The organism is Paraburkholderia ginsengisoli NBRC 100965, assembly GCF_000739735.1.
Classification (GTDB): Bacteria; Pseudomonadota; Gammaproteobacteria; order Burkholderiales; family Burkholderiaceae; genus Paraburkholderia; species Paraburkholderia ginsengisoli.
Genome location: NZ_BBJF01000004.1, coordinates 183,051 through 201,158 on the forward strand (window position 1 = coordinate 183,051; position 18,108 = coordinate 201,158).

Below are 18,108 nucleotides of genomic sequence, written 5' to 3' on the forward strand. Positions count from 1 at the left end.
CCAAACGCTAACCAGGCGGGAGCGCATTTCAGATTCTTCTGATTCTGGTCTAATTATTAAGCATAACTAATTTAAGGATGGCGGAAGCCTATCTGAAATGCGACCTGTGCGACGCGATGATGCATCACGCATAGTCAATATGCCGTGAGGCACTCGCACAAACGTAATCAGACGCGGCCTGTTTTAAGGACTGTGGTGAATTCGCCTCGAATCTGACAATTGTTGACCAACGATCTGTTGCGACGGAGTTACATTTAGTTACGAATTCAATAAGTTGTGCATTCAAGAAATGAACAAGATTTTCAGGCTGGTATACAGCCGACGCTGGGGCATGCTGGTAGCTGTTGCAGAAACCGCGACCGGAACGGGCAAGGCAGATTCGGGTGAGGCCGGCGGTCACCGCCCGGCACGACGCATTTCATTGTTTGCGATGCGCCATGCGGCCTTTGCCGCGCTCGCGCTGTTTGGCCTTGCGCCGGTGATTTCCGATGCGCAGATCGTACCATCGGGCGCGCACGCGCCGAGCGCTATCAGTACGGCAAATGGCTTGCCCCAGGTTAACGTGAACAAGCCCTCGGGTGCTGGTGTATCGCTTAACACATATTCACAATTTGACGTAAGCAAAAGCGGCGCGATTCTGAACAATTCGCCCGTCAATGTGAATACGCAACTCGGGGGCATGATATCCGGCAACCCGAACTACGGAGCGAACGACGCCGCGAAGATTATCGTTAATCAGGTCAACAGCAACAACCCCTCGTTATTGAGAGGGTATGTGGAAGTTGCGGGCGCGAAGACCGCCGCTGTCGTCATAGCAAATTCTTCCGGCCTGGTCGTCGACGGCGGCGGCTTTATCAATACGTCGAAAGGGATTTTAACGACTGGCAATCCGCTGATCGACGGTAGCGGAAACCTGACCGGCTTTAACGTAACGAGTGGCTCGATTACTGTCCAGGGCGGGGGCCTCAATGCCTCAAATATCGATGAGGTTGACCTTCTGGCGCGTGCCGTACAGGTCAACGCGGCGATCTATGCGAATGCCCTGAACGTCACAACCGGTTCGAACAATATCGACTATGCGAGCCTGACGCCGACACCGGTCGCAGGTAGCGGAGCGCCCCCCGCCGTCTCTATCGACGTCTCGCAGCTTGGCGGAATGTATGCGAACCGCATAGTTTTGACGAGCAACGAATACGGCGTCGGTGTGGCAAATGCCGGCACGATTGCCGCGCAGGCTGGCGATCTGACGCTGACGACTGCGGGGCAACTTGTCCAGTCGGGCACGATGACCGCGACGGGCAACGTCGGCGTCAACGCGGCAAGCGTTCAGAATTCCGGGACCGTCTACGCGCAGCAGAATACTACCATCGGCTCGACGGGCGCGGTGACCAATAGCGGGACCCTTGCGGCACAACAGAACACCGCCATTAATGCCGGGTCCCTTGCGTCGACCGGTATCCTCGGCGCGGGCGTCAATAACGACGGCTCGCTCGGCAACTCGGGCGACCTCAATGTTTCGACGAGCGGGCAGCTCACTGCGACCGGCGAGAACGTGGCAGGCGGCAATGCGTCGCTCTCGGGTAGCGGCGTCAATCTCGCGGGGAGCGAGACCGCGGCGAACGGTAACGTCTCGCTCACGGCGAACGCGGGCGACCTGAACCTCGCGGGCGCGACGACGAGCGCTGGCGGCTCGGTCGTGGCGAATGCAGCGGGTACGCTCGACAATGACAACGGCTCACTGGCGGGCGGTAGCGTCGCGCTCAACGCAGGCAACCTGTCGAACCAGAACGGTGATATTTCGTCGCAAGGCACGCTCGTCGCGCAGGCATCCGGTCAGATCGCGAACCAGGGCGGTTCGATGGTCTCGCAGGGCGCGATGCAGGTCAGCGGCGGCGCCATCGCGAACAATCAGGGGACCATGCAAAGCGGTGCCGGTTTGTCGGTGTCGGGAACATCGCTCGACAATACCGCAGGCCGCATTACGTCACTGAACGGCGACGGCCTCTCGGTCACGACGACAGGCGCGTTGACGAACGCGGCGGGTACGACCGCAACCGGCGCACAGGGCGGCGTCATCGGCGGCAATGGCACGGTGACGCTGCAAGGCGGGACCGTCGCCAACCACGGCGTCGTGTCTGCGCAGACGAACCTTCAGGTGACCGGACAATCGGTCGACAACAGCGGCGGCTCGCTCGGCGCGTCGGGCAATACGACGGTGAATGCCGGTTCGAAACTGATCAATAGCGGCGGCTCGATTACGGCAGGCCAGACGGTCAGCGAGAGCGCGACGACGCTCGACAACAGTTCGGGCACGACGCAGGCCGCGCAGGTCTCGCTCAACGCGACAAACCTTGTTAATCACGCGGGCACGATTACGCAAACGGGCAGCGGCCCGATGACCGTCGCGGTGTCGTCCACCCTCGACAATTCGGCGGGCGGCACGATCCAGACAAACAGTGCAGACCTTAGCCTCACACCCGCTACGCTCGACAACGACGGCGGGACCATTGTTCACGCAGGCACCGGGACGCTGACGCTCGATGCGGGCAACGGCGCAGGATCGATCTCGAACGCGAACGGGACCATCCAGAGCAACGGCAAGGTCGTCGCCGAGGGCAGCTCGTTCAACAATGCGGCGGGCCTCGTTCTCGGCCAGACGGGCGTGACCGCAACCGTCGGCGGCGCGCTGAACAATACGAACGGCAAACTGCTCTCGAATGCCGATCTGAGCCTCGCGATCGGATCGTTGAACAATAACGGCGGCGAGGTCGGCGCGGCTTCGAATGAGACAATCCAGAGCGGATCGATGACCAATAGCGGCGGCTCGATCGTCGCACCGGATCTCGCGCTCTCGATCGGCTCCACGCTCGACAACAGCGGCGGCGATATCGAGGCGAACCAGCTCGCGCTCGGCGCGACGGACCTCCTCAATCACGGCGGGACGATCACGCAGTATGGCGCGTCGCCGATGAGCGTCAACGTCAGCAATACGCTCGACAACTCGAACGGCGGCACCCTCCAGACGAACAGCACGGACCTGACGCTTGCCCCTGCCACGCTCGATAACGACGGCGGCACGATTACGCATGCCGGAACAGGCACGCTGACGATTGCACCGGGTAACGGTGCTGGCTCTATCTCGAACGTTGGCGGAAAGATCATCACGGCCGGCCAGATTGCGGCGCAGGCCGGGAGTCTGAACAATGCGACCGGCGTATTGGCCGCGCAGGGCAATATCGCGGCGAACGTCGCGGGCAATATCAACAATACGCAGGGGGCGGTACGCTCGCTCGGGTCGCTTTCGCTTGCGGGCGGCGGCTCGCTCACGAACACGAACGGCCAGGTCCAGTCCGGTACGGGCGCAGCGGGCGATACGAGTACGCTCGGCGTTCAGGCCGCCTCCATCGACAACACGAACGGCCTCGTCAGCAACCTCGGGACAGGCAATACAACCGTCCAGGGTGGTAGCCAGATCATCAACAGCGGCGGCGTCGTGACGGGCAACGGCAACGTCGCGGTCGATACCGCCGCGCTCTCGAACACGCAGGGCGGCCAGGTCAGCGGCGCAAGCGTCGACGTCCAGGCGAATACCATCGACAACAGCAGCGGCGTGATTGGCAGTTTCACCGGTCCGACCGGTGACGTTGCGATCACGACGACCGGCGCGATCACGAACACGAACGGCCAGATCGGCGCAACCCATAACCTGACCGTCGACGCGGCGACACTGACGGGCGGCGGCGCCTATAGCGCAGCGAACGACGTCGCGATCAACATTCAGGGCGACTTTGCGCCGACCGCCGGTTTCGCGTTCAACGCCGGTCACGACCTTTCCTTTACGCTCCCCGGCACGTTCGCGAATGGCGGCGCGCTTGAGGCGACCGACAATCTCGACATTAACGCGAGCGATATTGCCAACAGTGGCGCGATCATGGCGGGCGGTACGCTGACGACGCACTCGAACACGCTGGAGAATACGGGGGCGATCGTTGGTGGTAGCGTCTCGCTCAATGCGACGCAATCCGTCACGAACGTCGGCCCGACTGCGCTGATCGGCGCGACCGACAGTAACGGCCTGCTCGAAATCCTCGCACCCGATATCGAGAACCGCGACGATACGACCATGACCGATACGCAGGCGACGACCGCGATTTATGGTCTCGGCAAGGTCGTGCTGGCAGGCGGCAAGGATGCGAGCGGCAACTATACGAACGCGAATCTGATCCGCAACCAGTCGGCGCTGATCCAGTCCTCGGGCGACATGGGGTTGTACGCGAACCAGGTCACGAACACGCGGCGCGTGATGACAACTGACGGGGCCTACGTGGAACCGCTCGATGCGAGTTCACCGTACATCCAGCAGTTCGGCATCAGCTTGTCTGGCTGCGCGGCCGCTAACATGGCGGCATGCGGCCCGGGCAATCCGAAGGTCATGGGCCTCCAGTTCAATCCGAATGCCTCTGACTACGATCCCGCCGCCATCGCTGCGGTGCAGGCCCAGCCAGGCGGCATGCCGATCGAGCCGCCGCACGGCGGCCAGTGGAACAGCACATACCAGTACACGACCTATACGGGCGTGGCACTCGCGAACCTGATTACGGGCATCAGTCCACAGGCGCAGATCATCGCCGGAGGCAACCTCGATGCGTCGAACGTCGGCACGTTCCAGAACTACTGGAGCGCCGTTGCTGCGGCTGGCAACATCGCCGCACCCGTGTTGCTCGACCAGAATAGCTGGCGCGGGCAGCTTGCGCCCGGCGTGCAGGTGACCTATTCCGGCCAGTATCACTACGACAACTACGACAACACCGAATACAACTGGCAACTGCCGTTCGGCAATGCCACCTTCGTGACCTCCAATCCGGGCGGCTACCAGGTCGCGCCGGCTGACATCCGCACCTATGCGTTGCCCAGCTACGAGTCGACCTTCGTCGCGGGCGGCACGCTGTCCGGTACCGGCGTCAATATCGACAATACGGCGGGTAATGCGGGCGTTCCTTCGCTCGGTCTTGTTCCCGGCCAGTCGCTGGGCGGCGTGACCGTCGGCGGGGTCAGCGGCAGCGCGGGCGGGTCGAAGGGCGGAGCCACTTCGGTCAACAGTGGCCCGGGGCTCGTTAATCCCGTCATCGCGAGCGCGACGGCGGTCAATGTTCTGAGCAACCTGACGATTCCCCAGGGTGGCCTGTTCCACCGGGATACCGCGCCGAACGCGCCGTACCTGATCGAGACGAACCCGGCCTTTACGAGCCAGAAGTCGTTCATCTCAAGCAACTACTATCTCCAGCAGCTCGGGCTGAATCCGCAGAGCGTCGAGAAGCGCCTCGGCGACGGCCTGTACGAGCAGCAGCTCGTACAGAACGAGATTACCTCGCTGACCGGCAAGGCCGTACTCGGCCCCTACACCGACGTCCAGTCGATGTACGAAGCGCTCATGGCCGCGGGTGCGTCGCTCGCCGAGTCGCTTAACCTGCCGCTTGGCATGGCGCTCTCGCCCGACCAGGTCGCGGCGCTCACGACCAACGTCGTCATCATGCAGACGGAGGTCGTTGACGGGCAATCCGTGCTGGTGCCGGTGGTCTATCTCGCGAAGGCGAGCCAGCAGAACATGAACGGCCCGCTGATCGCGGCGACCGACATCGATCTGCAGAACGCGCAGACCTTCAATAACAGCGGGACGGTGCAGGCAAGCAATACGCTCTCGATTCAGGGTCAGCAGATCAACAACGCGTTCGGTACGCTGCAAAGCGGCGGCCTCATGTCGCTCGCGACGACGGGCAATGTCGACCTGACCTCGGCCACCGTGAACGCCGGCAGTCTCGCGCTGAATGCGGGCGGCGACCTGATCCTCAATACGGCGGCGAATACCGTCAACCAGGTGAGCGCGACGGGCGCGACACGGACCACGACGACGCTCGGCCCCATTGCGAACCTGAACGTGACGGGTAACGCGGCCATCGTGACGGGCGGCAACTTCGAGCAGAACGCAGGCAACCTGAACGTGGGCGGCAACCTCGGCATGGCCGTGGGTGGCAACTACGATCTCGGCTCGGTGCAGACCGGCGAGCACAAGGTGGTCGCGGGCGCGAACGGCGTGTCGAATACCGACGTCAACCAGACAACTGGCAGTTCTGTGAAGGTGGGCGGCGTCTCGCAGATCGGCGTCGGCGGCAACCTGAGCGCGACGGGCGCGAATATCGATCTCGGCGGCGGCGGGACGGTCGTAGCGAAGGGCGACGTCACGCTTCAGGCGGCGAAGGCGACCTCGACCGTCGACAGCAACAGTTCGGGTAGCGACAGTCATGGCAGCTATTCGGAATCGTTGCACACCTCCGCCGATACGTTGACGGGCACGACGCTCAATTCAGGCAATTCACTGACCGTCGCATCGGGCAACGATATCAACGTCACCGGCAGTACGATCAACCTCGACCAGGGGACGGCGACGCTCGCGGCAGCGAACAACGTCAATATCGGTGCAGCCACCGCGACCTATGTCGACAATTCGCAGGAACAGCATAGCCATAGCAACGTGGTAAGCGGCAAGGAAGTATCGAGTTCGAGCGCTACGACGACGACGCTTTCGCAGGGCAGCATGATTTCGGCGGACGGCGTGTCGATCTCAAGCGGCAAGGATATCAACGTCGCAGGTAGCACGATTGTCGGCACGAACGATGTTGCCCTGAGCGCGACGCACGACGTGAACATCACGACGACGCAAAATACCCAGCAGTCGTCGAGCACTTACCAGGAGACGCGCACGGGCCTCGGAACAAGTGGCTTGACGGTGACGGTCGGCACCAACAAGCTCGCCACGACCGATCAGGAATCGAGCGTCACGAACAACGGGAGCGTGGTCGGTTCGCTGAACGGCAACCTGTCGATCCAGGCGGGCAACACCCTGCACGTCACGGATAGTGACCTCGTGGCCGCGCAGAACATCACCGGTACGGCGGCGAACGTCATCATTGATTCCGCGACCGATACCAGCCACACGAGCCACACCCAGCAGACTAGCAGCAGCGGTCTGACCATCGGCCTTTCGGGCAGCGTCGGGGATGCGATCAACAACGCCTATGCGCAGGGGCAGGCGCTCGCGAGCGGCAACAGCAACGGGCGCGCCGAAGCGTTGCATGGGATTGCGGCGGCTGGCGATGCCGCAATGGCCGGTATGGGAGCGGCGGGTGTGATGGGCGGCGCCACAGGGCCGAACGCGCCGAGTATCGGCGTGCAGGTCAGCATCGGTTCGAGCAAGAGTCAGAGCCAGTCATCCGAAGACCAGACCACCCAGCACGGCTCGAACGTTCAGGCGGGCGGCACCGCCACCTTCGTGGCGACCGGCGACGGTACGGCTGGCAGTGGCAACCTGACCATCGCGGGTTCGAATGTGAGCGCGAACGATGTCGTGCTTGCAGCGAAAAACCAGGTCAATATTGTCAACACGACCAATACCGATGTCACGCAAAGCTCGAACAGTTCGAGCAGCGCGAGTGTAGGGGTGTCGTATGGCACGCAGGGCTTTGGCGTCTCGGCGTCGATGTCGAATGCGCATGGCGACGCGAACAGCAATGCGGCGATTCAGAATGCCTCGCACGTCAACGGCACGAACAGTGTTACCGTGGTTTCGGGCGGCGACACCAATATCATCGGCTCGCAGGTCAACGGCGGCCAGGTGGCGGCGAGCGTCGGCGGCAACCTGAATATCCAGAGCGTGCAGGATACGACGGTTAGTACTGCACATCAGAGCAGCGTGGGCGGTGGCTTCAGCATCAGCCAGGGCGGCGGCAGCGCGAGCTTTAGTGCACAGAACGGCCACGCCGACAGCAACTATGCGCAGGTCAACGAGCAGGCGGGCATCAATGCTGGTAACGGCGGCTTCGATGTCAACGTCAAGGGCAATACGAACCTGACGGGTGCGGTGATTTCCAGCACCGCGGATGCGTCGAAGAACAGCCTCACCACCGGCACGCTGACCTACAGCGACATCCAGAACCAGTCGCACTACGACGCGACGAGCAACGGCATCAGCGCGGGTGTCGGCGTGGGTAGCACCGGCAAGGCAGTCGGCCCAGGCTCGGTGAGTAATTCGGGCAGCGTGGCGCCGATGATGTCGCAGAACGCCAGCGGCGACCAGAGTTCGACCACGCGCAGCGCGGTCAGCGCGGGTTCGATCAACATTACGAACCAAGGCGCGCAGACTCAGGATGTCGCGGGCCTGAGCCGCGATACCACGAACACCAACGGTACGGTGTCGGCAACGCCCGACGTGAACAACCTGCTGTCGCAGCAGGCCGACACGATACAGGCTGCCCAGGCGGCAGGCCAGGTAGTGGCACAGGGCATCGGCATGTACGCGGACCATGAGCGCGCTACAGCCACGGATAAGGCTACGGCGGATGCGTGGGACGAAGGCGGAAACAACCGCGCAATATTGCAGGCAGCGGGCGGCGCGCTGATTGGTGGACTTGGGGGCGGTAGTATCTTCACGGCGGTTGGTGGTGCCGCAGGCGCGGCCATTGCCTCGAAGGCTGCCAAGGGTATAGCGGACATTGAGAACGGTGTAACGCTAGGTACTGGCTCGCAGGTGATCGGCAATATCGCAGGCAACATAGCGGCGGGGCTTGGCGGTGCCCTCGTTGGCGGGACGGCTGGCGCGGCTACCGGCTCGGCTGTGCAACTGTATAACCAGTCGATGGACGACGAGGCGCAGTTGACGGGAGCAAGCAAGAGCAGCAACCCGTTTTCACAGTCGCCTGTGGACCTGGTTCTGCAGGGCATTCGCAACGGCCTGGGTGCGATTTTGGGCATGGGCGGTGGTGAGCCGCCGACAACGAGTGCGCAAGGTGTATTGGTAAATGGGGCGGGACAGGCGACGCAGGGCGCGGCTAATTCCCTGCCCGCCAACGCTCTCTTGTCTGACAGTGGCAATCGTCCCACGCCCCGTCAGTCGGAACTGGACGAAACGGCGGATCAAAGCGGAGTTTCGACACCCCAGGTCAGCTATAAGGGTCAAGATCAAGTACCCTATGGAACAGCCGGTAGCGTGCGTCCTGATCTAGTGTCTAATGACGGGACGTTCAGCACGGAAGTTAAGAATTACAATATCGCTACGAATTCGAGTGGCCTAATTAACAACGTCGCGAACCAAGCGATCCAGCGGGCGGATAACTTGCCTGACGGGATGCAGCAACAGGTTGTGATCGACATACGTGGCCAAACGGTAAGTGATGTGCAAAAGACGGCGATTATCCAAGGGATTGTGCAGAAGTCCAATGGGATCATCAGCCCAACATCTATAAGGTTTAAGCAATGAGAACGATCGGATTCGACGGTGGTCATTCGATTTATGAACTTGGCCCCGCACAGGATGTCGTGTTGTTCTTCGAATGCGTGAAGGCATACGCTGAGCACGATCACCCGGAAACAGACTGGAGTCTACTGACGGACCGCCTATACCGTCGCTATCTTCGACGTGAGGAACTTCGACCCGCATTGGGTCTGATGATGCAAGTACAGGAGATTTTTGCGCTCAAGCCAGCCAAATCTGCTATTGAGTGGAATCCTAATATGTTAGGTGATCTACAGAAAAGTTGGCTTAGTTCGGATCAAGCGACGCTGGCCGATGTATTTGAAAGGTACTTCGAACGCTTCGAAAAGGCATGCAACTCAGCAGAGTCGTTCTTTGAGTCGTTCAGTATTTATCAGCCGGTGCGGGTGGTTATCTCTGATACGCCAGGTTTTATGCGCGACAAGAATAAGCCACTCGCTGAATACGATGCCCTGGAGGGCAAGCCGTTCTGGCTTCAATAGCAGTGTTGAGGATATAAAGCCCGGTTCAGGCCGGGCTCATTGTGCGCCTCTCGCTAATCGCAACACCGACTCAGTAGCTATGCGCAATCATCAAACTTGGCCGTTCAGCGATCCACCCAACGTTGTAGCTATCGCTAATCGAAAGATCGTAGAGGGGGCAGACTGGATCGCCTACGTATCGCACGACCTTGATGATGGCGCATGGCAATTTCATACCGCAGATGCCGAGGTTGCGGAGGGCGATGCGGTATTGGTCAGCCTGAGAAATATTGCTCAAATTGACTCATCTGTCTTGCAACTGGCTGATCTGCCAGTAGGGTGGCACGCGTGGCTCGAGAAAAAGGATATGCCGTGGAGGCGCGCAGAAATGCGGAGGTCGTGAAGGTTCATGTCAATTCTCGACGTAAACGTGGTCGATATCATCGGCGTTGATCCCGACAAGGGTATTGCGCGGTTAGTCATTTGCGATCACCTCGAATGGATCGACCCGGTAGGGGAGCACTTGCTTCTCCTGCAGGAAAAAATCAATAGTTATTTACGTTTTCTGGAGGGAGGTGAGTTGGGGCAACATTACCCGAACTCAAAGGGATGTAAGTGTGCAATCGAAATCGCGATGAAATATCAGCCCTCGTCCGAAGCCCTGCGTTTCATCGAAAAAGCCCGCGAGATAATTCAAGACGCCGGGTTCGACCTAACCTATCAAGTCGCCTAGTCTGATGGTAAAGCCCGGTTCGACCGGACTTGTTAGACGTAGCCAGTTGATACCGCGTTACATAAGTTAGTAATGGAAAATAAAAAGAAACGCGCGGCGCTCCCGTTCGTCGCCCTCACCACATTCGCCTACGCGCAGACCCCGCCCGATGTTGCAGCCGCCGCGCGCACGAACGCCGAACAGAACCAGCAAATCCAGCAGCAACGCGACGCGCAGCAACGCGCGGCGACGGTTGCCGCGCCGGTTGTGCGCTCGGCTGCGCCTGTGGCGGGAGAATGGCCGATCCTGCCCGTCGAGACGCCGTGTTTCCGTATCGACTCGTTCGCTGTCGAGGTACCCGATACGCTGCCCGAGGCCGTTCGCGTCACAGGCGCGTCCGCGCTCCCGATGGACCCGTTCGCATTCCTGCATGACTGGCTGCGTCATTACCAGGGGCAATGCGTCGGCAAACAGGGCCTCGATATGCTGACCAAGGGCCTGCAAGGTGTCATCCTGAGTCGTGGCTACATTACGACGCGCGTCCTGTTGCCTGCACAGGACTTGTCGAAAGGGACGCTCAAGTTCGCCCTCATACCGGGCGTTATCCGCAATCTCAAGTTCGCAGACGCGAATACGCGCGGCGCCCTCAGAACCGCGTTCCCTGCGCGCGACGGCGACGTTCTCCAGTTGCGCGACCTTGAGCAGGGTCTCGAACAGATGAAGCGCGTACCGAACCAGGACGCGACCATGCAGATTGCGCCCGGTACGTCGCCCGGCGAGAGCGACGTCGTCGTGACCGTCAAGCGTACAAAACCATGGTCGCTCGTCGTCTCAGCAGACAACTCGGGGACCAACGAGACGGGGCGCTACATCGGTAACGTTTCGCTTGGCCTGTACAACCTCCTGGGCCTGAATGACGTCCTCTCGGGTGGCTTCAATCAGGATCTCCAGTTCGGCAATCACGACCTCGGTACGCACGGCTGGAACGCTTCGTATACGGTGCCGTGGGGTTATTGGACCGGTACGCTCTACGGCTATACGAATACGTATTACCAGCAGGTTGCACAGGCTAGCCAGATTTTCGTGGCGAGCGGCAACGCGCAAACGGCGGGCTTCAAACTTGAGCGGGTTGTCCACCGCAGCCAGAACGATGTAACGGGCGTCGAGTTCCAGCTTATCAAGCGCTTCGGCGCGAGCTTTATCGAGGATACCGAAATACCTCAGCAGTACCGCGACAACACGTTCATCGAGGCGGGACTGACCAACCGGCATTACTTCGGCGCGGCGCAGTTCGACGGCACGCTCGCTTACCGGCAGGGTGTCGGCGGCCTGGGCGCGCAGCCCGATACGCCGGGCGGCCCGACCTACCGCTTCAAGATGGCGACGCTCGACGCGAACCTCTCGGTGCCTTTCAAGGTGGCCGGTCAGCCGCTTCGGTATGTCGGTACGGTACACGGGCAGTTCACCAACGACGAACTGAACTATATCGACGATCTGACCATCGGCAGCCGCTACACGGTGCGCGGTTTCAGCGGCGAGACGATGCTCGCGGCTGAAAAGGGCTTCTACTGGCGCAACGAGCTCCAGTATCCGCTCGGGCAGACAGGACAGGTTCTCTATGCGGGCCTCGACTACGGCCACCTGTGGGGTCCGTCTGCTGCGAATCTCGCAGGCACCCAGCTCGCTGGCGCGGCCATCGGCCTGAAGGGTTCGGTGCCCTCGCGTCTCGGTACGTTCAGCTATGACGTATTCGCTGGTACGCCGATCTATGCGCCCTCCGGTTTTCCCGCACCGAGCGTGACGATTGGGTTTCAAGTGTCTGGGCAGTTTTGATTAGTCAATCCGATGAATCGGAATATCTGGAGCCATGCTATGCAAAAGCCTTTCCGCAGTCTCAACTTTCTCGCCGTTGTGCTGGTCGCAGCTTCGCTTTCCGCGTGTGGCAGCAGCGATGACAGTCCGTCCGCCGCGACATCGTCTACGCCGCCAACCCCCACGACCGAATCGCCTTCGGCCAATCCGCCACAGTCATCGGCGCAGGTAGCGTGCAGCCCAAACGGCAGCTTTACCTACTCCGGATCAGCTTCCCAGGTGGCGCCCAGCAATGGCACGCTGGCGGTCGTGGTTGTGCCCACTTTGCCAGCCGCCTATCAGAAGAACCGGAATTTCACTGCCTCTGCCGCACCGGCTTCGAGTCAGGTACAGCAGGCGAGTGGCGCATTCACGACGCTGGCGTCATCGGGCGCTGCGACTGACTGTCTTGGACTTGAGCATGGCGCGGTTTCGGATATTCAGGGTGTCGGTAGCGACGTGGCGATCGGTCGCTGGAATGCGGCCATGGATACGGACGGCAATACCTATAACAACGTACAAGGCGTTCACTACGCCGTCGGTACGCCCCTGTCACTGACCGCAACAAGCGGAACGCTGGCCTGTACGCAGGTCATTGCGGATACCGTAGCCAGCAATGACGGCACTGCTGCGGGTACGCTAGGCACGACGTCGGCGACGCTCGATCTCGGGACGCGTACGCTCAATAACCTGAGCATGTCGATCAACCTGGCCAATACCAACTACACGCTGACAAATACACAGGCGCCGTTGAACGGCACCTCGACCACCGGACATCTGTCGATCCAGTCGGTTGTCGTGGGGCATGACGCGACGCAGCCACTGGTGGCGCTCGGCTACTCGGCAACGTTGCCGCAGACCATCGGCGGCGTCGTAGTGTTGTCGTGTAAATAACGATGCGTACGACAACCGACTGAGACGCAACGAATTGAAAGACGGCGCGACACAGCGCAATCTGCGGGCCCGTCTGCCAAGTGGGCCGCAGGTACACCGCTCGCAGGCGCGGCCATTGACCCGAAGGGTTCGGTCCGACGCGCCTCGATGCGTACAGCTACGACGTATTCGCGGGTAAGTCCATCTATGCACCGTCCGGCTTTCCTGCGCCGAGCGTGACGCTAGGCTTCCAGTTCACCGCACAGTTCGGAAGAACCTGATAAGTGGCTTTGCCACTATTGCGTTCTTCTCAATACCATGACACGAAAAAGCGCTACACGAACACCACGCACGAAGGAGATGTTGTTGCCGCTGCCGGGCAGCGTCGTGCGCGATCTCTCTCTGGAAAACCATCTCGCTCTGGCCGCCATTCGCTCCGGCCAGGGCACGGCAGAGACGATTGTGAGTTTGCTGCGGATGCTCTATATGACGTACTTCATGCTCGGAACTGAATGCCCGGAAGCAGACCTCGCGCTTTTTTGCGAAGCGGAGACTGTGCTGGACAGCAGCATTTCCGCTGCCGGACAGGGGCACGGCTGGCAGGTGTCGGCGGAGCAGTTGCTTCCTGTCGGGCAGGTGGCATTGCGTTATGACGAAGTGCTTGGCCGCGTGCCGAAATATTGCTACATCGAATCGTGGGACCGGCTGTGCCGGTTTGTACATTCGGCTGCAACATCGCCGTTGCCGGGGAGTCAACTGGCGGCTCGATCATGACAGCATCCGTTTGCCATCCGTCGCTCAGGAAACTGAAGCAGCACGCCTAGACATTCTGGCTGGCAGTGTCTGTCCGACGCGTGGGCTGGCTATCATGCACGCTATCTGTTCGCGCGCGCGGGCACCGGTCCGAGCGACTTGTAACACCGATCCTGTATCGTGCCGGACACGCCGGTGTGTGCCGGCTGCGAAGCGGAGGCGATCCGCGGGCGATGGTTGGGGACAGTTGGCGCGCGCGGCGGCGAACGCGTCACTGGTTCGTTCAGCGGCCTGCTGGCGCTATCGACTGCGCTGCGCGGCCGGGCACGAATGGGAAGCCCAGGGCCTCAAGATCAGCGAAGGGAACTGGCGCCTGCGGTGTGCCGCCGAAGCCAGCGTGCAACGTAATTTCAGGATGGACGGCCTGCAGCGACTGCAGGAAGCCGCACGGCAACATGGCGGAGAATGTCTGGCGACGGAATACGGGTGCGCCGAAGAAGTACACGTTCCGCTGTGCGCAGGGAGACGAATGGGAAGCCGTGGCGAGCCGGATCTGGCTGGGCCACTGGTGTCCGACATGCCTGGAACGCAAGCCCAGGCTGACAATGGACGATCTTCCGCGGAGTGCGGCACGCAACGGCGGCCGGTGCCTGCCGGAGGCATATCCGCACAAGCGCCAGAAGCTCATGTGGGAATGCCATCGCGGCCACGTGTGGCTCGCCCGTGCCGGGAACATCCGGGCGGGCAAATTTGCGGTAAGGGACTCCGATTGCTTGCGACATGCGTATTTTCGTGAACATCGTCAGCCGCGCGTTCGCGTGCTCTTCGCCAATTGACGTCCATCCATCACGCTTGGGCGAGTGGAATCGGTTTCCGGATGGGACAATCAATAAGCAGGACTACAGATTGATGCGGATCGTCAATCGAGGAGGTTCAGATAGGGATTGTTCGGGGGCGTCTCGGCATAGAGGGACGTTGGGCTGGCCAGCAGATACCCGTGCAGTCGCCGGGATTTGCGCGGACCGGTGACTTCGCAGGTCCAGATATTCAGGCCGCTCGTGTGCTTTCGATGCAGGTGAAGTTGCTCGAAGCGCTTTTGTACCCATTGCCAGTCGGGAACCTGAGCCTCCTTCGCCAATCGGGCAACGGGGGGATGCTCCTGGGCGTAACGCTGAAACACGCCCGGACTCACCAGGTAGGCCGTATTGGCGACGGTGTGGATCAGCGCCCTGGCGTCATTGATGACGAGCTTGTGGCTGTCGATACCCTGGCGCAGCCACGCCATGAAATGTTCGCCCGATGGTTCAGTCGACGTTATCGTCGATGGCGGCGATTCGCTGGGCGACGGGGCCGGTGTCTCTTTTCCGTCATCCTCGGAGATCGCATCCTGCGCTGTAGGGGAGCGAGCGGTTGAGGATGACGTTGAAGCTGAAGCGCCGGCCGCGCTGTCCAGCAAGTCGAGCAAGCCGGCGAGCGCCTCGGCAGGCGCGGCGATGGCAGACGCCATCGGTGTCGTGGCGGTGCTGGTGGTCATGGGCGACAGGGGTACAGCCGCCGTGCCTTGAGGCAGAGGATCGCTGGAAGAGGCGTCATCCGTCTCGACGCGAACCTCGCCCGCAAAGGGCGCAGGACGCTCGTCGGCTTCCCAGATCAGCGCCGGCGAGAGCTTCAGGAATGTGAAGCTATGCGACCAGCCGCCGGCGCTGATCACCGTGGCTTTCCAGATCGCCTTGCCGTCTGACGTCGGAAGCGCAATGCCGTGATCCTGCAGCACGTTGAACACCGCGGTGTTGCTCGACGGAATACCGTCGATGCCCTGCGACAGCAGATGCGCACGCAGCTTGTCGGAGACGGTTTTGCTCACGAGCCAAAGCGCATCCTGCGTCAGCCATCCATCCGATGCCTGGGGCTGGTTCAGCTTGAACGCTTCCTTGAGCAGGTAGCGCAAGCCATCGAGCAGCTTGCGCTGGAGCGCATGTCTGGGCACTGCGAGTGCTTTGGCTGGATCACCACCGAGCGCCTGGGCGGCAGAGGCCTGGTCGGCCTGGATCACCAGTTCGCCGAGCCGCCCGGCGTGTTCGTACTGCCCGGCGAGGACATAGAGCAGGGCGGACCAGAGGTCGGGATAGCCGCTGAGCCAATCCATGATGTCGCGATCCAGCAGCCGTGTGTACAGGAGGCCGGTCGCAGCGCTGTGAAGGCGGTACTCGCGATCCGGGCGATAACGGAACCGGTAAGGCTGCCGCAGCGGGCCGTGCCAGGGGTGCCAGGGGGTGCCGTCGGCATGCTCGACGTACAGATCGACGGCAATCTTGCCCATGTCGTGCAGCAGTGCGGCATACGCGGTGCCCGCCGTCCAGGCCTCGGCCTGGGCAGCCTGCGTTTCGGGCGACGCGCTGACGGGCATCAGGTGAGACTGCCGCAGCTTGAGCGCATAGGCGACGATTTCCAGCCCGTGGTCCAGCATGCCGCCGGGATAGGCGTGATGGTGGCTTTCCGAGGCGGGGAATTGCTGGACCAGTTCGGCGTAGCGTTCCAGCGGTGCGCGATAGAGCGTGGCAAACTGCGCGCGGGAGAGGGCGGTTCGCTGCCAGATGTGTTCCAGCAGTCGCTGCCGGCGCGGTGTGGCGAGCAGTGAGGCTGCGGACTCGGGGCGCATCAGCCCTTTGGGCACATCGGCGGGCGGTGTGTCGGCAACGGCGGGTTTGGGTGGCGCCTTTTTGCGCTGGAACAGCGTGAACATCGTGACTCCTGACATGGGGGCGGGGGCATGGCCTTTTGGCCTTTTCAGGTAGGGCCTTTCCCCTTGACTCCGTTCCCTTGACCCTTCCAGACCCTTTGGCCCTTTGAGGTATAGCGCTGCGGCGTGCTGGCGACGCGCATTAATGGAAGGCCGGGGCTCACCCGTTTGATAGGACGGCGGCGCGATGTTTCTAGCGGGAGCGACGATGTGGCTAGAGTCCTTGCCGGTTCGATGAAGCTGTTGCTGACCGACTGGGCTCAGCGCGTGTCGATTGGGGTGAAACGTCGTTCACTGTATCTGAGAGTCCTCATAACCCAGAGGCAACCTTCGATGCTCATCGGCACTGCCCCTGCGCGATCTCAATCGGGAGCCGCTCCATACAAGATCTCCCATTGGGACGGCATATACATGGCGATATTTGCGGTCGGCACCACCGCCTTCTACTACTGGCATACGATTGCTTCGTCATACCGTACAACCTCGAAACTCGCACACTGGAAGTTGCTATCTATGCTGAAACCCAATTCGATTGACGCACTCTTCAAGTTGCTGGAGGAAATGACCCAGGCCCGCCCTTCGACGGAGGTGGGCCTGCGCCTCGGGCCTCAAGCACGCGGTGTTGAACGCTGGACATTAAGGGTGTACGTTTTTTTCGTAATCCTGCTCGTGGTGCTGGTGGTCATCCGACGGTGGTGGTTGCCATCCAGTGATGTGATCCTTCATGCGCTCTCCTATGTTTCCGGTTCCTTCAGTGTCGTAAGTGTGTTCTACCTGGTAGTTATTTCGGCGAGTCCGGTTCACGCCCTTTGGCGGCGGAGAAAGCAAAAAATCGAGTCGATCTTTCCCCTGTTGCAGAAGGATTTACATGGCGATGCTCACTATGTGATGAAGCTGTGCCGTTATTCAAAGCCCTTGCTCGAATATGGCTTGCTGCAGTATCGCTATCGCGTTGGTATTTCCGAAAGTCGGGCGGCATTACTCGTCGGTGATATTCGCAAGCTCGGCTTGTTCCCCGCGTTGGTGGGTGTGTCGGTGGCCGTTCAGAAGCTGCTGGAAAGCAATAGCAATCCGTTACTGTGGATGCCGGTCGTCCTGACGGGCAGTTTCTATCTGATGGCCTTCCAGGTTGCGGGCACCGGCGAACGACGCAGCCAGGTGACCGAACTGCTCCAATATGCAATCGATCACGCCGATTAAATTCAGGACTAGATTTATGCAGGATATGAGCCTGCACGATCCAGCCGATCAGCCTGTGCTGGCGACGTTGTTGGCTACGCAGGTGGCATACCTGATCACCGGCGACAAAGATCTGCTGGTGTTGGCCGATAGCTATGTGATCGTTAGCCCCGCGGATTTCTGGTAAATGGCGGCTAACGCAGCGTTTCTCGTT

The 18,108-nt window shown here is 61.0% G+C and carries 10 protein-coding genes; 9 read left to right on the plus strand and 1 reads right to left on the minus strand.

The window, feature by feature from the left end; translation table 11 throughout:
* The first annotated feature begins 289 nt into the window (after positions 1 to 289).
* The 7 genes from BGI01S_RS04925 (at position 290) to BGI01S_RS04950 (ending at position 13,996) form a co-directional block, all read left to right on the plus strand.
* Positions 290 to 9,310, plus strand: coding sequence for a hemagglutinin repeat-containing protein (locus BGI01S_RS04925; protein ID WP_042322915.1), 9,021 nt, complete (start codon positions 290 to 292; stop codon positions 9,308 to 9,310).
* A complete protein-coding gene (locus BGI01S_RS04930) occupies positions 9,307 to 9,807 on the plus strand; it encodes a hypothetical protein (protein ID WP_042322917.1) in 501 nt (166 codons plus the stop codon). Before BGI01S_RS04925 ends, BGI01S_RS04930 begins: the two co-directional genes overlap by 4 nt.
* A 79-nt stretch (positions 9,808 to 9,886) precedes the next feature.
* Positions 9,887 to 10,189, plus strand: a complete 303-nt coding sequence (locus BGI01S_RS29350; RefSeq protein WP_084585271.1) for a hypothetical protein — start codon at positions 9,887 to 9,889, stop codon at positions 10,187 to 10,189.
* Between the two features lie 6 nt (positions 10,190 to 10,195).
* Positions 10,196 to 10,519: a DUF6572 domain-containing protein gene (locus BGI01S_RS04935; RefSeq protein WP_042322920.1), complete on the plus strand. Its 324-nt coding sequence runs from the start codon at positions 10,196 to 10,198 to the stop codon at positions 10,517 to 10,519.
* Positions 10,520 to 10,591: 72 nt separating this feature from the next.
* A complete protein-coding gene (locus BGI01S_RS04940; protein ID WP_042322922.1) occupies positions 10,592 to 12,331 on the plus strand; it encodes a ShlB/FhaC/HecB family hemolysin secretion/activation protein in 1,740 nt (579 codons plus the stop codon).
* A 39-nt stretch (positions 12,332 to 12,370) separates the two neighbouring features.
* Positions 12,371 to 13,243, plus strand: coding sequence for a hypothetical protein (locus BGI01S_RS04945; protein ID WP_042322924.1), 873 nt, complete (start codon positions 12,371 to 12,373; stop codon positions 13,241 to 13,243).
* Positions 13,244 to 13,582: 339 nt separating this feature from the next.
* A complete protein-coding gene (locus BGI01S_RS04950; RefSeq protein WP_232624344.1) occupies positions 13,583 to 13,996 on the plus strand; it encodes a hypothetical protein in 414 nt (137 codons plus the stop codon).
* Between the two features lie 898 nt (positions 13,997 to 14,894).
* On the opposite strand, the gene mobH is transcribed toward BGI01S_RS04950, so the two are convergent.
* On the minus strand, positions 14,895 to 16,718 hold the full coding sequence (gene mobH / locus BGI01S_RS04960; RefSeq protein WP_042322929.1) for a MobH family relaxase: 1,824 nt from the start codon (positions 16,716 to 16,718) through the stop codon (positions 14,895 to 14,897).
* 231 nt (positions 16,719 to 16,949) lie between these two features.
* On the opposite strand from mobH, the gene BGI01S_RS04965 reads away from it, so the two are divergent.
* Positions 16,950 to 17,915, plus strand: a complete 966-nt coding sequence (locus BGI01S_RS04965) for a hypothetical protein (RefSeq protein ID WP_042322930.1) — start codon at positions 16,950 to 16,952, stop codon at positions 17,913 to 17,915.
* Between the two features lie 16 nt (positions 17,916 to 17,931).
* Positions 17,932 to 18,081: a hypothetical protein gene (locus BGI01S_RS29365; protein WP_232624345.1), complete on the plus strand. Its 150-nt coding sequence runs from the start codon at positions 17,932 to 17,934 to the stop codon at positions 18,079 to 18,081.
* Positions 18,082 to 18,108: the final 27 nt, after the last annotated feature.

What these genes read in the sequence shown, in the direction of transcription:
- BGI01S_RS04940 (WP_042322922.1), top strand. Translation starts at nt 10,592, where the DNA reads ATGGAAAATAAAAAGAAACGCGCGGCGCTCCCGTTCGTCGCCCTCACC.
- mobH (WP_042322929.1), bottom strand. Translation starts at nt 16,718, where the DNA reads ATGTTCACGCTGTTCCAGCGCAAAAAGGCGCCACCCAAACCCGCCGTT.
- BGI01S_RS04950 (WP_232624344.1), top strand. Translation starts at nt 13,583, where the DNA reads ATGTTGTTGCCGCTGCCGGGCAGCGTCGTGCGCGATCTCTCTCTGGAA.
- BGI01S_RS29350 (WP_084585271.1), top strand. Translation starts at nt 9,887, where the DNA reads ATGCGCAATCATCAAACTTGGCCGTTCAGCGATCCACCCAACGTTGTA.
- BGI01S_RS04925 (WP_042322915.1), top strand. Translation starts at nt 290, where the DNA reads ATGAACAAGATTTTCAGGCTGGTATACAGCCGACGCTGGGGCATGCTG.
- BGI01S_RS04935 (WP_042322920.1), top strand. Translation starts at nt 10,196, where the DNA reads ATGTCAATTCTCGACGTAAACGTGGTCGATATCATCGGCGTTGATCCC.
- BGI01S_RS29365 (WP_232624345.1), top strand. Translation starts at nt 17,932, where the DNA reads ATGCAGGATATGAGCCTGCACGATCCAGCCGATCAGCCTGTGCTGGCG.
- BGI01S_RS04930 (WP_042322917.1), top strand. Translation starts at nt 9,307, where the DNA reads ATGAGAACGATCGGATTCGACGGTGGTCATTCGATTTATGAACTTGGC.
- BGI01S_RS04965 (WP_042322930.1), top strand. Translation starts at nt 16,950, where the DNA reads ATGAAGCTGTTGCTGACCGACTGGGCTCAGCGCGTGTCGATTGGGGTG.
- BGI01S_RS04945 (WP_042322924.1), top strand. Translation starts at nt 12,371, where the DNA reads ATGCAAAAGCCTTTCCGCAGTCTCAACTTTCTCGCCGTTGTGCTGGTC.